Here is a 14,890-nt window from a genome sequence, read left to right on the forward strand (position 1 = left end):
GCATTTGCCCGGCTTTTTTACAACGGCTGCTTGTTCAGCTTGGGCGCTTCGCCCGGTTTCGCCTCCAGCCACCAGACATTATCGTCCCAGTCTCCCAGAACAATGCGCTTTGCCGGCGACCCGTTGGCCGTCAGTTCATGCACAGCGGGGCGATGGGTGTGGCCATGGATCATTTGTTGGACACCATGCCTTTCCATGTCCTTGACTACTTCCTCGGGCGTCACGTCCATGATGAACTCCTCCTTGCCCTGATTTTTCGCCATGCTGATTTCCCGTAGTTGGCGAGCCATTTGCTGCCGGTCTTCGAGGGGACGCTGGAGTATCATCTGCTGCCACTGCGGGTTACGCATGTTGGCCCGGAACTTCTGGTATTCCACATCGGCGGTGCAAAGGCTGTCACCATGCATCAGCAGGGTAGGGGTGCCGTACAGATCAATCACCGTCGGGTCGTCCAGCAGCGTCGCGCCGGCCCGGTCGCAGAAGTCCTTGCCGATCAGAAAGTCCCGGTTGCCGTGCATCAGGAAAATCCCTGTGCCGCTGTCCCTCAGTTTTCGCAGGGCAGCCGCTATCTGCTCCTGGAGCGGCGTGCGCTCGTCATCGCCGATCCAGGCCTCGAAGAAATCGCCGAGGATATACAGCTGATCAACACCGCTGGCTTTCCCGCCGAGAAATCCCAGAAATGCCTCAGTAATATCCGGGCGGGATTCCTCGAGGTGAAGGTCTGAAATAAACAGCGTGGTCACGCGTCCTCCAGAACCTCGGCTTTTTCGATAACCACGTCATCGGCAGGCACGTCCTGGTGGCCTGCACGCATTGTGGTGCGCACTGCTCGAATCGCGTTGACTGTGTCCATGCTGTCGACCACTTTGCCGAACACGCAGTAGCCCCAGCCTTCCGCGTTCTTGGCGGTGTGGTCCAGGAAGCCGTTATTCTCGACGTTAATAAAGAACTGGGCAGTGGCAGAGTGCGGGTCCATGGTGCGTGCCATGGCGATAGTCCCCTGCATGTTGCTCAGGCCGTTGTCGGCTTCATTCTGGATGGAATCGCGGGTTTTCCGTGGGGTCATGCCTGGCTCGAAGCCGCCGCCCTGAATCATGAAATTGCTGATCACACGGTGAAAGATCAGGCCATCGTAAAAACCGTCGCGAACGTACTGTTCAAAGTTTTTGGCGGTTTCCGGTGCCTTGTCGTAGTCCAGTTCCAGCTTGATGTCACCGTAGTTGGTTTTCAGCAGAATCATCAGGTTTTCCTGTTTAGAAAGGTTAGGTACGTTAACGGGGCCATTGTACTCAAGAGTTTCCCGCTATGCATGAGTCCGGCAAGGATTTGTGAGTATAATACGCGGTTTAAGATTCACTCCCCTTTTAACAGAGATTGTATGAGCGCCGAGTCGAAGAAAGCCCACAACTTTATCCAGAGCCTGATCGAAGACGCCATCGCCAACGGAGAGCATACCGGCAAGGTGGTCACCCGATTCCCGCCGGAGCCCAACGGTTACCTGCATATTGGTCATGCCAAATCGATCTGCCTGAACTTTGGCATCGCCGAAACCTTTTCCGGCGACTGTAATCTTCGGTTTGACGACACCAACCCCGAAAAGGAAAACCAGGAATACATCGACGCCATCAAGCAGGATGTGGAATGGCTCGGCTACGAGTGGGCCGGGGATGTTCGTTACGCTTCCGATTACTTTGACGCCCTTTACGAATTTGCCGAGGAGCTGATCACCCGGGACAAGGCGTACGTGTGCGCCCTGACGGCTGATGAAATGGCAGAGTACCGTGGCAGCCTGAAAGAACCGGGCAGAAACAGCCCTTACCGGGACCGGCCGGTAGAAGAAAGTCTGCAACTGTTCCGCGATATGCGGGACGGCAAGTACCAGAACGGCGAGCTGGTGCTGCGGGCCAAGATCGATATGGCCTCTCCGAACATCAACATGCGGGATCCGATCCTTTATCGTATCCGTTACGCCGAACACCATCAGACCGGCAACAAGTGGTGCATTTACCCGATGTACGACTTTACCCATCCGATTTCCGACGCCATGGAGGGAATCACCCACTCCCTGTGCACGCTGGAGTTTGAGGATCACCGGCCGCTGTATGACTGGGTGCTGGATAACATCTCCGGCCCCTGCCACCCGCGCCAGATCGAGTTCGCCCGGCTGAACCTGAACTACACCATTACCTCTAAGCGTAAGCTAAAGCTTCTGGTGGATGAGAATGTGGTTGATGGCTGGAACGATCCGCGCATGCCAACCATCTCCGGCATGCGCCGGCGTGGCTACACGCCGGAGTCCATCCGCACCTTCTGCGACATGATTGGCGTGAACAAGGCCGGCGGTACCGTGGATGTGGGCATGCTGGAGCACGCCATTCGGGAAGATCTCAATACCCGTGCGCCCCGGGCCATGTGTGTGATGCGCCCGCTGAAAGTCACGCTGACCAATTACCCGGCCGACAAGAGCGAAACGCTCACCCTGCCGGTGCACCCGCAGAACCCGGGCATGGGTGAGCGGGAAGTGCCCTGGACCCAGACTCTGTATATCGATCGGGAAGATTTCGAAATGGAGCCGCCGCGCAAATGGAAGCGGCTGGCACCGGAGCAGGCGGTACGTCTTCGTGGCGGTTATGTGATGACCTGCCGGGAAGTGATTCGTGACGACAGTGGCGAGATTGTCGAGCTGAAGTGTGAGTACGATCCCGACACCCTGGGCGTCAATCCCGAAGGCTACAAACCCAACGGCGTGATTCACTGGGTTTCGGCCAATGACAGCGTGGAGGCAGACATCAATCAGTATGACCGCCTGTTCAATCACGAATCGCCGGACAGCGACAAGGACGGTGATTTGATGGACCACCTGAACCCGGAATCGCTGGTGGTTCTGAAAGGTGCTCGGGTCGAGAAGAGCCTGTCGTCTCCCCGTGTGGATCTTCCGTATCAGTTCGAGCGGGAAGGCTACTTTTTCTGTGATCCCGTCCTTACCGAGGCCGCCGGTCGGCCGGTATTCAACCGCACGGTAACGCTCAGGGATTCCTGGGGTAAGGGGGGCAAGTGATCCGCATCTACAACACGCTGACCCAGCAGAAGGAAGAGTTCCGGCCGATAGAGCCGGGCAAGGTCCGGATGTATGTCTGCGGGATGACGGTCTACGACTATTGCCACCTGGGCCATGCCCGGGTGCTGGTGGCCTTTGATGTGATTACCCGTTACCTGCGCCATCGCGGCTACGAAGTGAACTACGTTCGCAACATCACCGATATTGACGACAAGATCCTGCGCCGTGCGGATGAGAACGGTGAGCCTTATACCGAGCTCACTGACCGGATGATCAAGGCCATGCACGAGGATGAAGCCCGCCTCGGCGTGCTGTCTCCGGATGACGAGCCACGGGCCACCGCGTTTATTGACGAAATCATTGCGATGATCCATAAGCTGATTGCCAGCGGCCACGCCTACGCGGCGGATAACGGTGATGTCTACTTTGCCGTTGATTCCTTCGATGACTACGGCAAGCTCAGCAAGAAAAAGTTGGAGGATCTTCTGGCGGGTGCACGGGTGGATGTCCAGGAAGCCAAGCGCAGCCCGGCCGATTTCGCATTGTGGAAAGCGGCAAAGGCAGGGGAGGTCAGCTGGCCCTCGCCCTGGGGCGATGGTCGTCCCGGCTGGCACATCGAGTGCTCTGCCATGTCCACCTGTTGCCTCGGCGATACCTTCGATATTCACGGTGGTGGTCCGGATCTGCTGTTCCCGCATCATGAGAACGAGATTGCCCAGTCTGAATGTGCTACCGGCCATACCTTCGTGAACACCTGGATGCACGCCGGCGCCATTCGGGTAAACAAGGAAAAGATGTCCAAGTCCCTGGGCAACTTCTTCACCATCCGTGAAATCATGGAGACCTACCCGGCAGAAGTGGTTCGCTACTTCCTGGTTTCCAGCCACTACCGCAGCCAGGTGGACTACTCCGAGGAGAATCTGGCCGAGGCGGGCCGCACGCTCACCCGGCTCTACCATGCGCTGAGGGGAGTTGTGCCTGCCAAGGCGTCGAATGTGCCGGAGTCCGAGCATGATCAGCGGTTTGCCGAGGCGATGGACGATGACTTCAACACCGCGGGTGCCATTGCTGTCCTGCACGCTGTTGCCAACGAGATCAATCAGCATCGTCGCGATGGTCTTGAAGATGATGCCAAGCAAAGTGCGTCGATTCTGGTAAGGCTTGGTGGTGTTCTGGGGCTGCTGCAGCAGGACCCGGAGGCGTTCTTCCAGGCAGACACGGGTGGTGAGCTTAGCGCCGAAGACATTGAAGCACTGATCCAGGCCAGGGCTGATGCCCGCAAGGCAAAGAATTTTGCCGAGGCCGACCGGATCCGCGACGAGCTCCTCGAGAAAGGTATTATTCTGGACGATTCCCGAGAGGGGACGACCTGGCGTAAAGCCTGAATTTCCGGGAGCTGCCGGTTGGTCAGACCAGTTTTGCGCCTGCAAGAATGATCTTGTAAGGATTTTCCCTTACAATGCGGCGCTCAAATTAGAATGCCCCCTCAAGATGAAGGGGGAGTCGGGAAACGTAACCCACTGAGGCAGACAACGATGACAGAACGCGTACAAGTCGGCGGCATTCAGGTCGCAAAGAATCTGTATGATTTCGTGAACAACGAAGCGATCCCGGGCACCGGAATCGATGCCGATAAATTCTGGGCAGAATTTGACAAGATCGTGAACGAGCTGGCGCCACGCAACCGTGAATTGCTGGCCAAGCGTGATGCTATCCAGGAAAAAATGGACAGCTGGAACCGGGATCACAAGGGCCAGAAGCTCGACATGGGCGAATACAAGTCTTTCCTGAAAGACATCGGTTACCTGGTTGACGAGCCTTCCGAGTTCAAGATCTCCACCTCCAATGTCGACCCGGAAGTGGCAACCATGGCCGGCCCTCAGCTGGTGGTGCCGATCATGAACGCCCGTTTTGCTCTGAACGCTGCGAACGCGCGTTGGGGTAGCCTGTACGATGCGCTGTACGGTACCGACGCGATTTCCGAGGAAGACGGCGCTGAAAAAGGCCGTGGTTACAATCCGGTTCGCGGTGCCAAAGTTATCGAGTGGGCCCGCAACCTGCTCGACAGATCGGCACCGCTGGCCTCTGGCAGTCACAAAGATGCTGCCAAGTATGTGGTTGAAGGTGGCAAACTGGTCGTCAAGCTGCAGAACGGTGAGTCCACCGGCCTGAAAGACGAAGCCGGCTTTGTTGGCTACACCGGTGCCGCTGATGCGCCCACCGGCGTACTGCTGGTCAAGAACGGCATGCACTTCGAGATCCAGATCGATGCCACTCACCCGATTGGCAAAGACGACGGTGCCCACGTCAAAGACGTACTGATGGAGTCTGCACTGACAACCATCATGGACTGCGAAGACTCCGTGGCCGCTGTAGACGCCGACGACAAGGCGCTGGCCTATCGCAACTGGCTGGGCCTGATGAAGGGCGACCTGCAGGAAACCTTCGAGAAAGGTGGCGAGCAGTTGACCCGCAAGATGAACGCGGATCGCACCTACACCGCGGCAGACGGCAGCGAGCTGAGCCTGAAAGGCCGCAGCCTGATGTTTATCCGTAACGTTGGTCACTTGATGACCAACCCGGCCATCCTGCTGAAAGATGGCAACGAAGTGCCGGAAGGCCTGATGGACGGCCTGATCACCTCACTGATCGCCATCCACGACATGAAGGGCAATGGCAAGTTCCAGAACAGCACCAAAGGCTCCATGTATATCGTGAAGCCTAAGATGCACGGGCCGGAAGAGGTGGCATTCACCAACGAATTTTTCGGTCGTGTAGAGGATGCATTGAGTCTGCCTCGCTTCAGCCTGAAGGTCGGCATCATGGACGAGGAGCGTCGCACCACAGTTAACCTGAAAGCCTGTATCCATGCCGCGAAAGAGCGGGCTGTGTTTATTAACACCGGTTTCCTGGATCGCACCGGGGACGAGATCCATACCTCCATGGAGCTGGGTCCGTTTATCCGCAAGGGTGCGATGAAGCAGGCGACCTGGATCAATGCCTACGAGCAGTGGAACGTGGACATCGGCCTGGAAACCGGTTTCCGTGGCGTTGCCCAGATTGGTAAGGGCATGTGGGCCATGCCTGACCTGATGGCCGGCATGCTGGAAGCGAAAATCGGGCATCCGAAGGCCGGTGCGAACACTGCCTGGGTTCCATCTCCCACGGCGGCTACACTGCACGCCACTCACTACCATCAGGTAAGTGTGGCTGATGTCCAGAAGCAGCTGGAAAGCCGCACCCGCGCCGCGCTGGACGATATCCTGACCGTACCGGTGATGGATGATCCCGCTTCTTTGAGCGCCGAAGACATCCAGCAGGAGCTGGACAACAACGCCCAGGGCATCCTCGGTTACGTTGTGCGCTGGATTGACCAGGGTGTTGGCTGCTCCAAGGTGCCGGACATCAACGATGTCGGCCTGATGGAAGACCGTGCGACTCTGCGTATCGCCTCCCAGTTGCTGGCCAACTGGCTGCACCATGGTATCTGCTCTGAAGATCAGATCATGGAGACCATGAAGCGTATGGCAGCGGTGGTCGACAAGCAGAACGCCGGTGATTCGGCGTACCGCCCGATGGCCGGGAACTTCGATGACAGTGTCGCCTTCCAGGCAGCGCTGGATCTGGTTCTCAAGGGCCGCGAGCAGCCTAATGGCTACACCGAGCCGCTACTGCACGCTTACCGTCTGAAGGCGAAAGCCAAATACGGGCAGTAAGAGCTGCGAAATAAAAAACCCCGCTTCGGCGGGGTTTTTTGTGGCACGTCGGATCAGGCAGAGCCTGAACCCTGACTCCGGGCTCAGTCCCTGTGCAAGACATCAGCCGCATAGAGGGTGTTTTGCAGCAGGGTGGCGATGGTCATCGGCCCTACGCCGCCGGGAACCGGCGTTATATAGGCCGCGCGCTCCGAAGCGGCTGCGAAATCAACGTCGCCATGCAGTTTCCCGTCGTCCATCCGGTTGATGCCCACATCAATCACGGTTGCACCCGGTTTTACCCAATCGCCCTTGATCAGGCCTGGCTTGCCGACGGCTGCAACCAGGATGTCAGCCTCACGAACAAACTTCTCCAGATCCGGCGTGAATCGGTGACACACGGTTGTTGTGGCACCCTTCAATAGCAGCTCCATGCTCATGGGGCGGCCGACGATGTTGGAGGCGCCAACGATGACGGCGTGCTGGCCCTTGTAGGGCGTGTCGATGCTGTCGAGCAGGGTAATGATGCCGGCCGGTGTGCAGGGGCGCAGGGTAGGCTTGCGCTGCATCAGGCGACCGATGTTGTATGGATGGAAGCCATCAACGTCTTTATCTGGCCGGATTTTTACCAGAATCGGATCTGCATCGAGATGCGAGGGCAGGGGGAGTTGCACCAGGATCCCGTCCACGGTGGGGTTCTCGTTCAGCTCATCAATCAGTGCTTCCAGCGCTTCCTGGGAAGTGTCTTCCGGCAGATCGTATGAGAGTGAGAGGATTCCCGCCTGGTCGCACGCCTTCCGTTTATTACCCACGTAAACGTGGGATGCGGGATCGTTGCCGACCAGGACTACGGCCAGTCCGGGCGCTCTGAGCCCCTGTTGGGTTCTTGCTTCCACCCCTGCGGCGACTTGCTGTCTTACTTCGGCGGCAATCTCTTTTCCGTTGATCAGTTTGGCGGTCATGTCTCGTCTTGTCGGTTGGGCATCGGTAAATTGAAGGGACGGCATTGTCTCATGCTTCCGCCGGAACTCCAATTGGACGGTTGTCTGGACGGCGCGCGCCGGAACTTTTATCAGGGCGCTTTGTCACTGAAGAGACTGTTGTTTCAGGGAATTTGGAAATACGTGTTGACGGCACCGTCCGGCGCCGGTAATATGCGCGCCAACTTTGCTGAGGCACTTGTTGTTCAGTTCAGACGGGGTATAGCGCAGTCTGGTAGCGCGCCTGCTTTGGGAGCAGGATGTCGGGAGTTCGAATCTCTCTACCCCGACCATTTTCTGGATGTTCAGGTGGGCGAACGGTTAAGCGCCCGTAGCTCAGCTGGATAGAGCACCCGCCTTCTAAGCGGGTGGTCGCAGGTTCGAGTCCTGCCGGGCGCGCCATCAAGTCGTTGGCTTGGTCCGCGCCGGAGCGACCGTAACCAGCAAAGTTGAAGTTGTGCAAATGCCGAAAGGCATATCCTGATGTGGTGGACGTAGCTCAGTTGGTAGAGCTCAGGATTGTGACTCCTGCGGTCGAGGGTTCGATCCCCTTCGTCCACCCCACTTTTCTTTCTGGTTTTTTCCGCGTTTGACGAATCGCTTGATGGCAGCCCTGTCCTCGATCATTCTTCATTCTATTGTGCGCGAGTGGCGGAACTGGTAGACGCGCTGGATTTAGGTTCCAGTGGGGCAACCCGTGAGAGTTCGAGTCTCTCCTCGCGCACCACCCCCTTTCTTTTTTTTATTTCGTCCCCATCTCTTGTTCCAAAGAATTTTCAGGCCGTGTTTCCACGGGATATCAAACTGCATAGCACGGTGATTCTCTCGGCGGTGCAAAGCATGATAAACTACCGGCTTTTAATTTTCGGTCCTTTTGCGGGAGTTTCCCCGGAACTGGATTTTTAGTTTTAATTTCATTCACATACCGAACCTGTAATTTGAGGATCTTCCATGCAAGTGTCTGTTGAAACGACCTCCAACATCGAGCGTCGCATGACGATTGGTGTGCCCGCCCAGGAAATCGACCAGGCGGTCCAGAAACGCCTGCAGGAAACCGCGCGTACCGTGCGCCTGAACGGTTTCCGTCCGGGTAAGGTGCCCATGAGCGTCGTCAAGCGTCGTTTCGGTGACAGCGTCCGCCAGGAAATCGTTGGCGAGGTTATGCGCGACAACTACATCAAGGCACTGCAGGAACAGGATATCAACCCGGCAGGTTGGCCGAAGTTCGAGCCAAAGACCATGGAAGAGGGCAAAGACCTGGAATTTGTCGCCATCTTCGAAGTGCTGCCGGAAATCGAGCTGGGCGATCTCAGCAAGATTTCAGTCGAGAAGCTGACTTCCGAGATCACCGACAAAGATGTCGACAACATGATCGACAACCTGCGTCGTCAGCAGGCCACCATGAAAGAAGTCAAGCGCAAGTCCAAGAACAAGGACGTGCTGACCATTGACTTCAAAGGTTTTATCGACGGTGAAGAATTCGAAGGCGGAGCCGCTGAAGGCCATCGTCTGACTCTGGGCTCCGGCCAGATGATTCCGGGCTTTGAGAAGGCCATCGTTGGTGGTAAGGCCGGCGAAGACATGGAAATCGAGGTTACCTTCCCGGAGGATTACCACAACGAAGATCTGGCGGGTAAGCCGGCCAAGTTCGAGATCAAGATTCACAAGGTTGAAGAGCCGCAGTTGCCGGAACTCGACACCGAATTCTTCAAGAAGTTCGGTATTGATGCCGAAGACGAAGCGACTTTCCGCGAAGAAGTCAAAAAGAACATGGAGCGCGAGCTCAAGCAGGCGGTTTCCAATAAGGTCAAGAACGACGTTGTTGACGGTCTGCTGGAAACCACTGAGCTGGATATTCCGGCTGCTCTGGTTGATCAGGAAATCGATCGTCTCCGTCAGGACGCCGTCCAGCGTTTCGGCGGCCAGATTGATCCGCAGCAGCTGCCCAAGGAAATTTTCCAGGAGCAGGCTGAGCGCCGCGTGAAGACTGGCCTGCTGTTCCAGGAAGTGGTCAAGAAAAACGACCTGAAAGCCGACGCGGCCAAGGTAGACGAAAAGATCCAGGAGATCGCGTCTACGTATGAACAGCCAGAAGAAGTGGTTGCACACTTCAACAGCAACCCGGAGCAGAAGTCCCAGATTGAGTCTTCAGTCCTGGAAGATGCAGTTGTTGACCATGTCCTGGAACAGGCTCAGGTCAAAGAGAAAAAGGTCAAGTACGAAGAGGCCGTTCAGGCCGGTCAGCCCCAGCGCTGATTTTGCCCGGGACCGGATTAGAAGCCGGTCTCGAAGGCCGACCCTGAGAACAGCCGGCATGCCCGGCTGTTTTCATCTGGGGCCGCTGCTGGCAAAGTATGGGGTGCAACACTATTGAAACTGCCGTGGCGCGAGTCCACGACCCATTGTCCATAAGGAGTTCAGGCGCATCATGACGCAGAAACCAATCGATGGTCCCGCAATGGTTACCAATTCCGGACTGGTACCGATCGTTATCGAGCAGACAGCTCGCGGCGAGCGGTCGTTCGACATTTATTCCCGTCTGCTCAAAGAGCGGGTTATCTTCATGGTCGGTCCGGTCGAGGATCACATGGCGAACCTGATCGTGGCCCAGCTCCTGTTCCTTGAGTCTGAAAACCCGGACAAGGATATCCACCTGTATATCAACAGCCCGGGCGGCTCGGTAACTGCAGGCATGTCCATCTACGACACCATGCAGTTCATCAAGCCGGACGTTGCGACCCTGTGTGTAGGCCAGGCGGCCAGCATGGGTGCGTTTCTGCTCGCCGGCGGTGCCGCTGGAAAGCGGGCCTGTCTGCCGAACTCCCGCGTGATGATTCATCAGCCGCTGGGTGGCTACCAGGGGCAGGCAACGGATATCGAGATTCACACCCGGGAAATCCTGAAGATCCGGCATACGCTGAACTCCATCCTGGCCCATCACACGGGGCAGGATCTGGAGACGATCGCCAAGGATACCGACCGTGACTACTTCATGGATCCGGCCCAAGCGAAAGAGTATGGGCTGATTGATTCAATACTTGATAAGCGCGTACCGAATAAATAATACTGGAAGTAATCGCATCATACTTGGCCGGCGTATCAGGCAGTGACGCCGGCAAAACGAGATCAGAGGTATTTCAATGGCAGATGAAAGAAACGGCAGGGGCGACGATAATGGCAAGTTGCTCTACTGCTCGTTTTGTGGAAAGAGCCAGCATGAAGTCCGAAAGCTCATTGCAGGGCCCTCGGTGTTCATCTGCGACGAGTGCGTCGACCTGTGCAACGACATTATCCGGGAGGAAATCCAGGAAAATGCACAGGAAGAGCCGAGCGATCGCCTTCCTACACCGGCCGAGATCCGCAATACCCTCGATGAATACGTGATTGGCCAGGATCGAGCGAAGGTGGTGCTGTCGGTTGCGGTCTACAACCACTACAAGCGTCTTCGTTATGGCGAAGGCAAGGGGGATGTTGAGCTTGGCAAGAGTAACATCCTGCTGATCGGCCCTACCGGTAGTGGCAAGACTCTGCTTGCAGAGACCCTTGCGCGGATGCTGAACGTCCCCTTTACCATTGCTGACGCGACCACTCTGACCGAAGCCGGTTATGTGGGTGAGGACGTGGAGAACATCATCCAGAAACTGCTCCAGAAATGCGATTACGATGTCGACAAGGCCCAGCGAGGCATCGTCTACATTGACGAAATCGACAAGATTTCTCGTAAGTCAGACAACCCGTCAATCACCCGGGACGTCTCCGGTGAGGGTGTCCAGCAGGCGCTGTTGAAGTTGATTGAGGGTACCGTTGCGTCAGTCCCGCCACAGGGTGGCCGCAAGCATCCGCAGCAGGAGTTTCTGCAGGTCGATACCGGCAATATGCTGTTTATCTGCGGTGGTGCCTTTGCCGGGCTGGACAAGGTAATCCGCGAGCGTACCGAAAAGAACAGTATCGGCTTCTCCGCTTCGGTAGCCAGTCAGGACGACGCCAAGAATACCGGCGATGTCATCAAGGACGTGGAAACCGAAGACCTGGTGAAATACGGTCTGATACCCGAGTTTGTTGGTCGGTTGCCAGTGGTGGCGACTCTCAATGAGCTGGATGAGGAAGCGCTGGTTGAGATCCTGACCGAGCCCAAGAACTCCCTGACCAAGCAGTACCAGAAGCTGTTTGATATGGAAGGGGTTGAGCTTGATTTCCGCGACGACGCGCTTCGGGCCGTTGCCCGTAAGGCCATGGAGCGGAAAACTGGTGCCCGCGGTTTGCGTTCCATTATGGAAGCGACGCTGCTGGACACCATGTACCAGATTCCCTCTGAGCATGACGTAACCAAGGTTGTGATCGACGAGAGCGTAATCAGCGGGGACTCCGAGCCCTTCAAGATTTACGCGAGCAGTGATCACGCCAAGGCCGTTCCTGAGGATTAAGGGCTGCTCAGTGGTTCAAATGAAAAGGGGCGGTGACGCCCCTTTTCGCGTTTTGTATCCCGATATTCCTGCCCTGTTTCGTTTGGTAAAAATATTGCAATTTTTGCGGGCGCCCCAATGAAGGGTGATATGCTGAAGTAAATACCGTCAGAGGATTCCCAATGACCCGTATACCCGAAAATGCCGTGCAAGAATACCCGCTGCTTCCGCTGCGTGACGTAGTGGTGTTTCCGCACATGGTGGTCCCACTTTTCGTGGGCCGAGAAAAATCCATTCAGGCTCTGGAAGCCGCGATGGAAGGAAGCAAGGAAATCCTCCTGGTAGCCCAGAAAGACGCCTCTACTGATGAGCCGGGTCCGAAGGATGTGTTCGAGATGGGCACCCTGGCCACGGTCCTTCAAATGCTTCGCCTGCCTGATGGGACCGTAAAGGTGTTGGTAGAAGGCAACGCCCGAGCCACCATCAGCGATATCTCCGAGGGTGAGTACCTGTCCGGTGGCGCTGTGCTGATGGATGAAGAAGGGCTGCCCGAGCGCGAGCAGGAAGTGCTCGTCAAGACCCTGATGGATGAGTTCGAGAAGTACGTGAAACTCTCCAAGAAGGTACCCTCGGAAGTCTCCAATGCTCTCACCGGTATTGAGGAGCTTGAACGCCTGGCCGACACCATGGCTGCACACCTGGAAATGCGTATTCCGGAAAAGCAGGAACTGCTGGAAGCGCTGGATATCCGCAAGCGGGTGGACCTTCTGCTCGGCAAACTGGACGGCGAAATTGACCTGATTGAGGTTGAGAAGCGCATCCGCGGCCGCGTTAAAAAGCAGATGGAGCGCAGCCAGCGCGAGTACTACCTTAATGAACAGATGAAGGCTATCCAGAAGGAAATGGGTAACCTGGGCGAAGGCAACAACGACTTCGAGGAGCTTGAGCAGAAGCTGGAAGAAGCCGGATTGCCAGAAGAGGCCCGCAAGAAGACTGAAACGGAACTGAACAAGCTGAAGATGATGTCGCCGATGTCTGCGGAAGCGACCGTCGTTCGTGGCTATATTGACTGGATGCTGGCTATTCCCTGGAAGAAGCGCAGCCGTGTTCGTCACGATATCGAAAAAGCCCGTGAAATTCTCGATCAGGATCACTACGGTCTAGATGAGGTGAAAAAGCGCATCCTGGAATACCTTGCGGTTCAGAGCCGTGTGAAAAAGGTCAAGGGTCCTGTGCTCTGCCTGGTTGGCCCTCCCGGGGTCGGCAAGACCTCACTCGGTCAGTCCATTGCTCGTGCGACCAACCGGAAGTACACCCGCATGGCCCTCGGTGGCGTGCGTGATGAAGCTGAAATCCGCGGCCACCGGAAAACCTACATTGGTGCGTTGCCCGGTAAGCTTCTTCAGAAGCTGTCCAAGGTTGGCGTAAAGAATCCGCTGTTCCTGTTCGATGAAATTGACAAGATGGGCATGGATCATCGTGGTGATCCGGCGTCGGCGCTGCTGGAGGTTCTCGACCCGGAACAGAACCACACCTTCAACGATCACTATCTGGAAGTGGATTACGATCTCTCCGATGTGATGTTCGTGTGTACCTCTAACTCCATGGACATTCCTCCAGCTTTGCTGGACCGTATGGAAATCATCCGTATCCCGGGTTATACGGAGGACGAGAAGGTCAATATTGCGCTGCGGTATCTGTTGCCGAAGCAGATCAAGGCCAACGGCCTGCGCAAGGATGAGCTCAAGTTGCCAGAGGACACCCTTCGCGACCTGATCCGCTATTACACCCGTGAAGCTGGTGTACGTGGCCTGGAGCGCGAGATTGCCAAGATCTGCCGCAAGGTGGTACGTAACCATGTGGAGAGCGGAGAGAAGGTCTCTGTTACTCTCACGCAGGACATGCTCGAAGATTACTCGGGGGTCAAGAAATTCAAGTACGGCCTCGCCGAGGAAAAGAACGAGATTGGTCAGGTTACCGGCCTGGCATGGACTCAGGTGGGTGGCGAACTGCTGCACATTGAGTGCGCCCTCACGCCGGGCAAGGGCCGGGTCGTGAAGACAGGTTCCCTGGGTGATGTCATGCAGGAGTCGATCCAGACAGCATTGACTGTGGTACGTAGCCGGGCACCCGGTCTTGGAATTGCTGATGATTTCCATGAAAAGCACGATCTGCACGTGCACGTACCGGAGGGTGCGACACCGAAAGATGGCCCCAGTGCCGGTATCGGTATGTGCACGGCGCTGGTGTCTTCACTGACCAAGATTCCGGTTCGCGCCGACGTCGCGATGACCGGTGAGATAACCCTGCGGGGGCGCGTACTGGCCATCGGTGGCTTGAAGGAAAAGCTGCTTGCGGCGCATCGCGGTGGCATCAAAACAGTGATTATCCCGGACGAGAATGTCAGGGATCTCAAAGAGATACCGGAAAACATCAAGGAATCCCTGGAGATCCGCCCGGTCAAGTGGATCGACGAAGTGCTGGATATTGCGCTGGCTTATCCGCCCGAGCCCAGGGCCGAGGATTCCTCTCCGGAAACCGGGTCGGGGAAGCCGCGTGATGAAGAAGGTGACGCGTCAGAGCGCATAAATACACATTAAAGCCTTGATGAGTTGTTGACATGCCTGAGAGCCCATTGGTATAACTGTTTCGCCGTGAAGCAGCCAATACCAAGGGCTCCCGCGCAGTAAGTGCCTATTCCGAATGCCGGTATAAAGCCGAAAGGAATAAGAAAACTGAAGAATGGAATTCTCC

10 protein-coding genes and 4 tRNA genes are annotated in these 14,890 nt (G+C 56.4%); 11 read left to right on the forward strand and 3 right to left on the reverse strand.

Going from position 1 to position 14,890, the window contains the following annotated elements:
* Positions 1-17: 17 nt before the first annotated feature.
* Positions 18-743 (reverse strand): UDP-2,3-diacylglucosamine diphosphatase, encoded by a 726-nt coding sequence (locus J3362_RS04480; protein WP_349518307.1) that lies wholly within the window; start codon positions 741-743, stop codon positions 18-20.
* Complete coding sequence (locus tag J3362_RS04485) at positions 740-1,240, reverse strand: peptidylprolyl isomerase (protein WP_349518308.1); 501 nt, start codon at positions 1,238-1,240, stop codon at positions 740-742. The genes J3362_RS04480 and J3362_RS04485 overlap by 4 nt, the downstream gene beginning before the upstream one ends.
* 138 nt (positions 1,241-1,378) lie before the next feature.
* On the opposite strand from J3362_RS04485, the gene J3362_RS04490 reads away from it, so the two are divergent.
* From J3362_RS04490 to J3362_RS04500, 3 genes are all read left to right on the forward strand, one after another.
* Positions 1,379-3,058 carry a glutamine--tRNA ligase/YqeY domain fusion protein gene (locus J3362_RS04490; RefSeq protein WP_349518309.1) on the forward strand — a complete coding sequence of 560 codons (1,680 nt, stop codon included), beginning with the start codon at positions 1,379-1,381 and terminating at the stop codon, positions 3,056-3,058.
* Entirely contained in the window at positions 3,055-4,443 is a 1,389-nt protein-coding gene (cysS, locus tag J3362_RS04495; protein WP_349518310.1) for a cysteine--tRNA ligase, read from the forward strand. Before J3362_RS04490 ends, cysS begins: the two co-directional genes overlap by 4 nt.
* Positions 4,444-4,593: 150 nt before the next feature.
* A complete protein-coding gene (locus J3362_RS04500; RefSeq protein WP_349518311.1) occupies positions 4,594-6,774 on the forward strand; it encodes a malate synthase G in 2,181 nt (726 codons plus the stop codon).
* Between the two features lie 83 nt (positions 6,775-6,857).
* Here the strand turns inward: J3362_RS04500 and folD are convergent, their stop codons facing one another.
* Positions 6,858-7,715, reverse strand: a complete 858-nt coding sequence (gene folD, locus J3362_RS04505; protein ID WP_041645301.1) for a bifunctional methylenetetrahydrofolate dehydrogenase/methenyltetrahydrofolate cyclohydrolase FolD — start codon at positions 7,713-7,715, stop codon at positions 6,858-6,860.
* 234 nt (positions 7,716-7,949) lie between these two features.
* On the opposite strand from folD, the gene J3362_RS04510 reads away from it, so the two are divergent.
* The 8 genes from J3362_RS04510 (at position 7,950) to lon (ending at position 14,736) form a co-directional block, all read left to right on the forward strand.
* Positions 7,950-8,026: transfer RNA gene (locus J3362_RS04510), tRNA-Pro, on the forward strand.
* Positions 8,027-8,058: 32 nt separating this feature from the next.
* Positions 8,059-8,135 (forward strand) — tRNA-Arg (locus J3362_RS04515).
* 86 nt (positions 8,136-8,221) lie between these two features.
* Positions 8,222-8,297 (forward strand) — tRNA-His (locus J3362_RS04520).
* Positions 8,298-8,375: 78 nt separating this feature from the next.
* A tRNA-Leu gene (locus tag J3362_RS04525) sits at positions 8,376-8,460 on the forward strand.
* A gap of 224 nt (positions 8,461-8,684) precedes the next feature.
* The gene (gene tig, locus J3362_RS04530) at positions 8,685-9,989 is read left to right on the forward strand and encodes a trigger factor (protein ID WP_349518312.1); all 1,305 of its coding nucleotides are present in this window, start codon (positions 8,685-8,687) and stop codon (positions 9,987-9,989) included.
* A 172-nt stretch (positions 9,990-10,161) separates the two neighbouring features.
* Entirely contained in the window at positions 10,162-10,797 is a 636-nt protein-coding gene (clpP, locus tag J3362_RS04535; protein WP_349518313.1) for an ATP-dependent Clp endopeptidase proteolytic subunit ClpP, read from the forward strand.
* A 76-nt stretch (positions 10,798-10,873) separates the two neighbouring features.
* Complete coding sequence (gene clpX / locus J3362_RS04540; protein WP_349518314.1) at positions 10,874-12,157, forward strand: ATP-dependent Clp protease ATP-binding subunit ClpX; 1,284 nt, start codon at positions 10,874-10,876, stop codon at positions 12,155-12,157.
* Positions 12,158-12,318: 161 nt separating this feature from the next.
* Positions 12,319-14,736, forward strand: a complete 2,418-nt coding sequence (gene lon / locus J3362_RS04545) for an endopeptidase La (protein WP_349518315.1) — start codon at positions 12,319-12,321, stop codon at positions 14,734-14,736.
* Positions 14,737-14,890 lie beyond the last annotated feature (154 nt).

Source organism: Marinobacter sp. NFXS11 (assembly GCF_040148675.1).
Taxonomy (GTDB): Bacteria; Pseudomonadota; Gammaproteobacteria; order Pseudomonadales; family Oleiphilaceae; genus Marinobacter.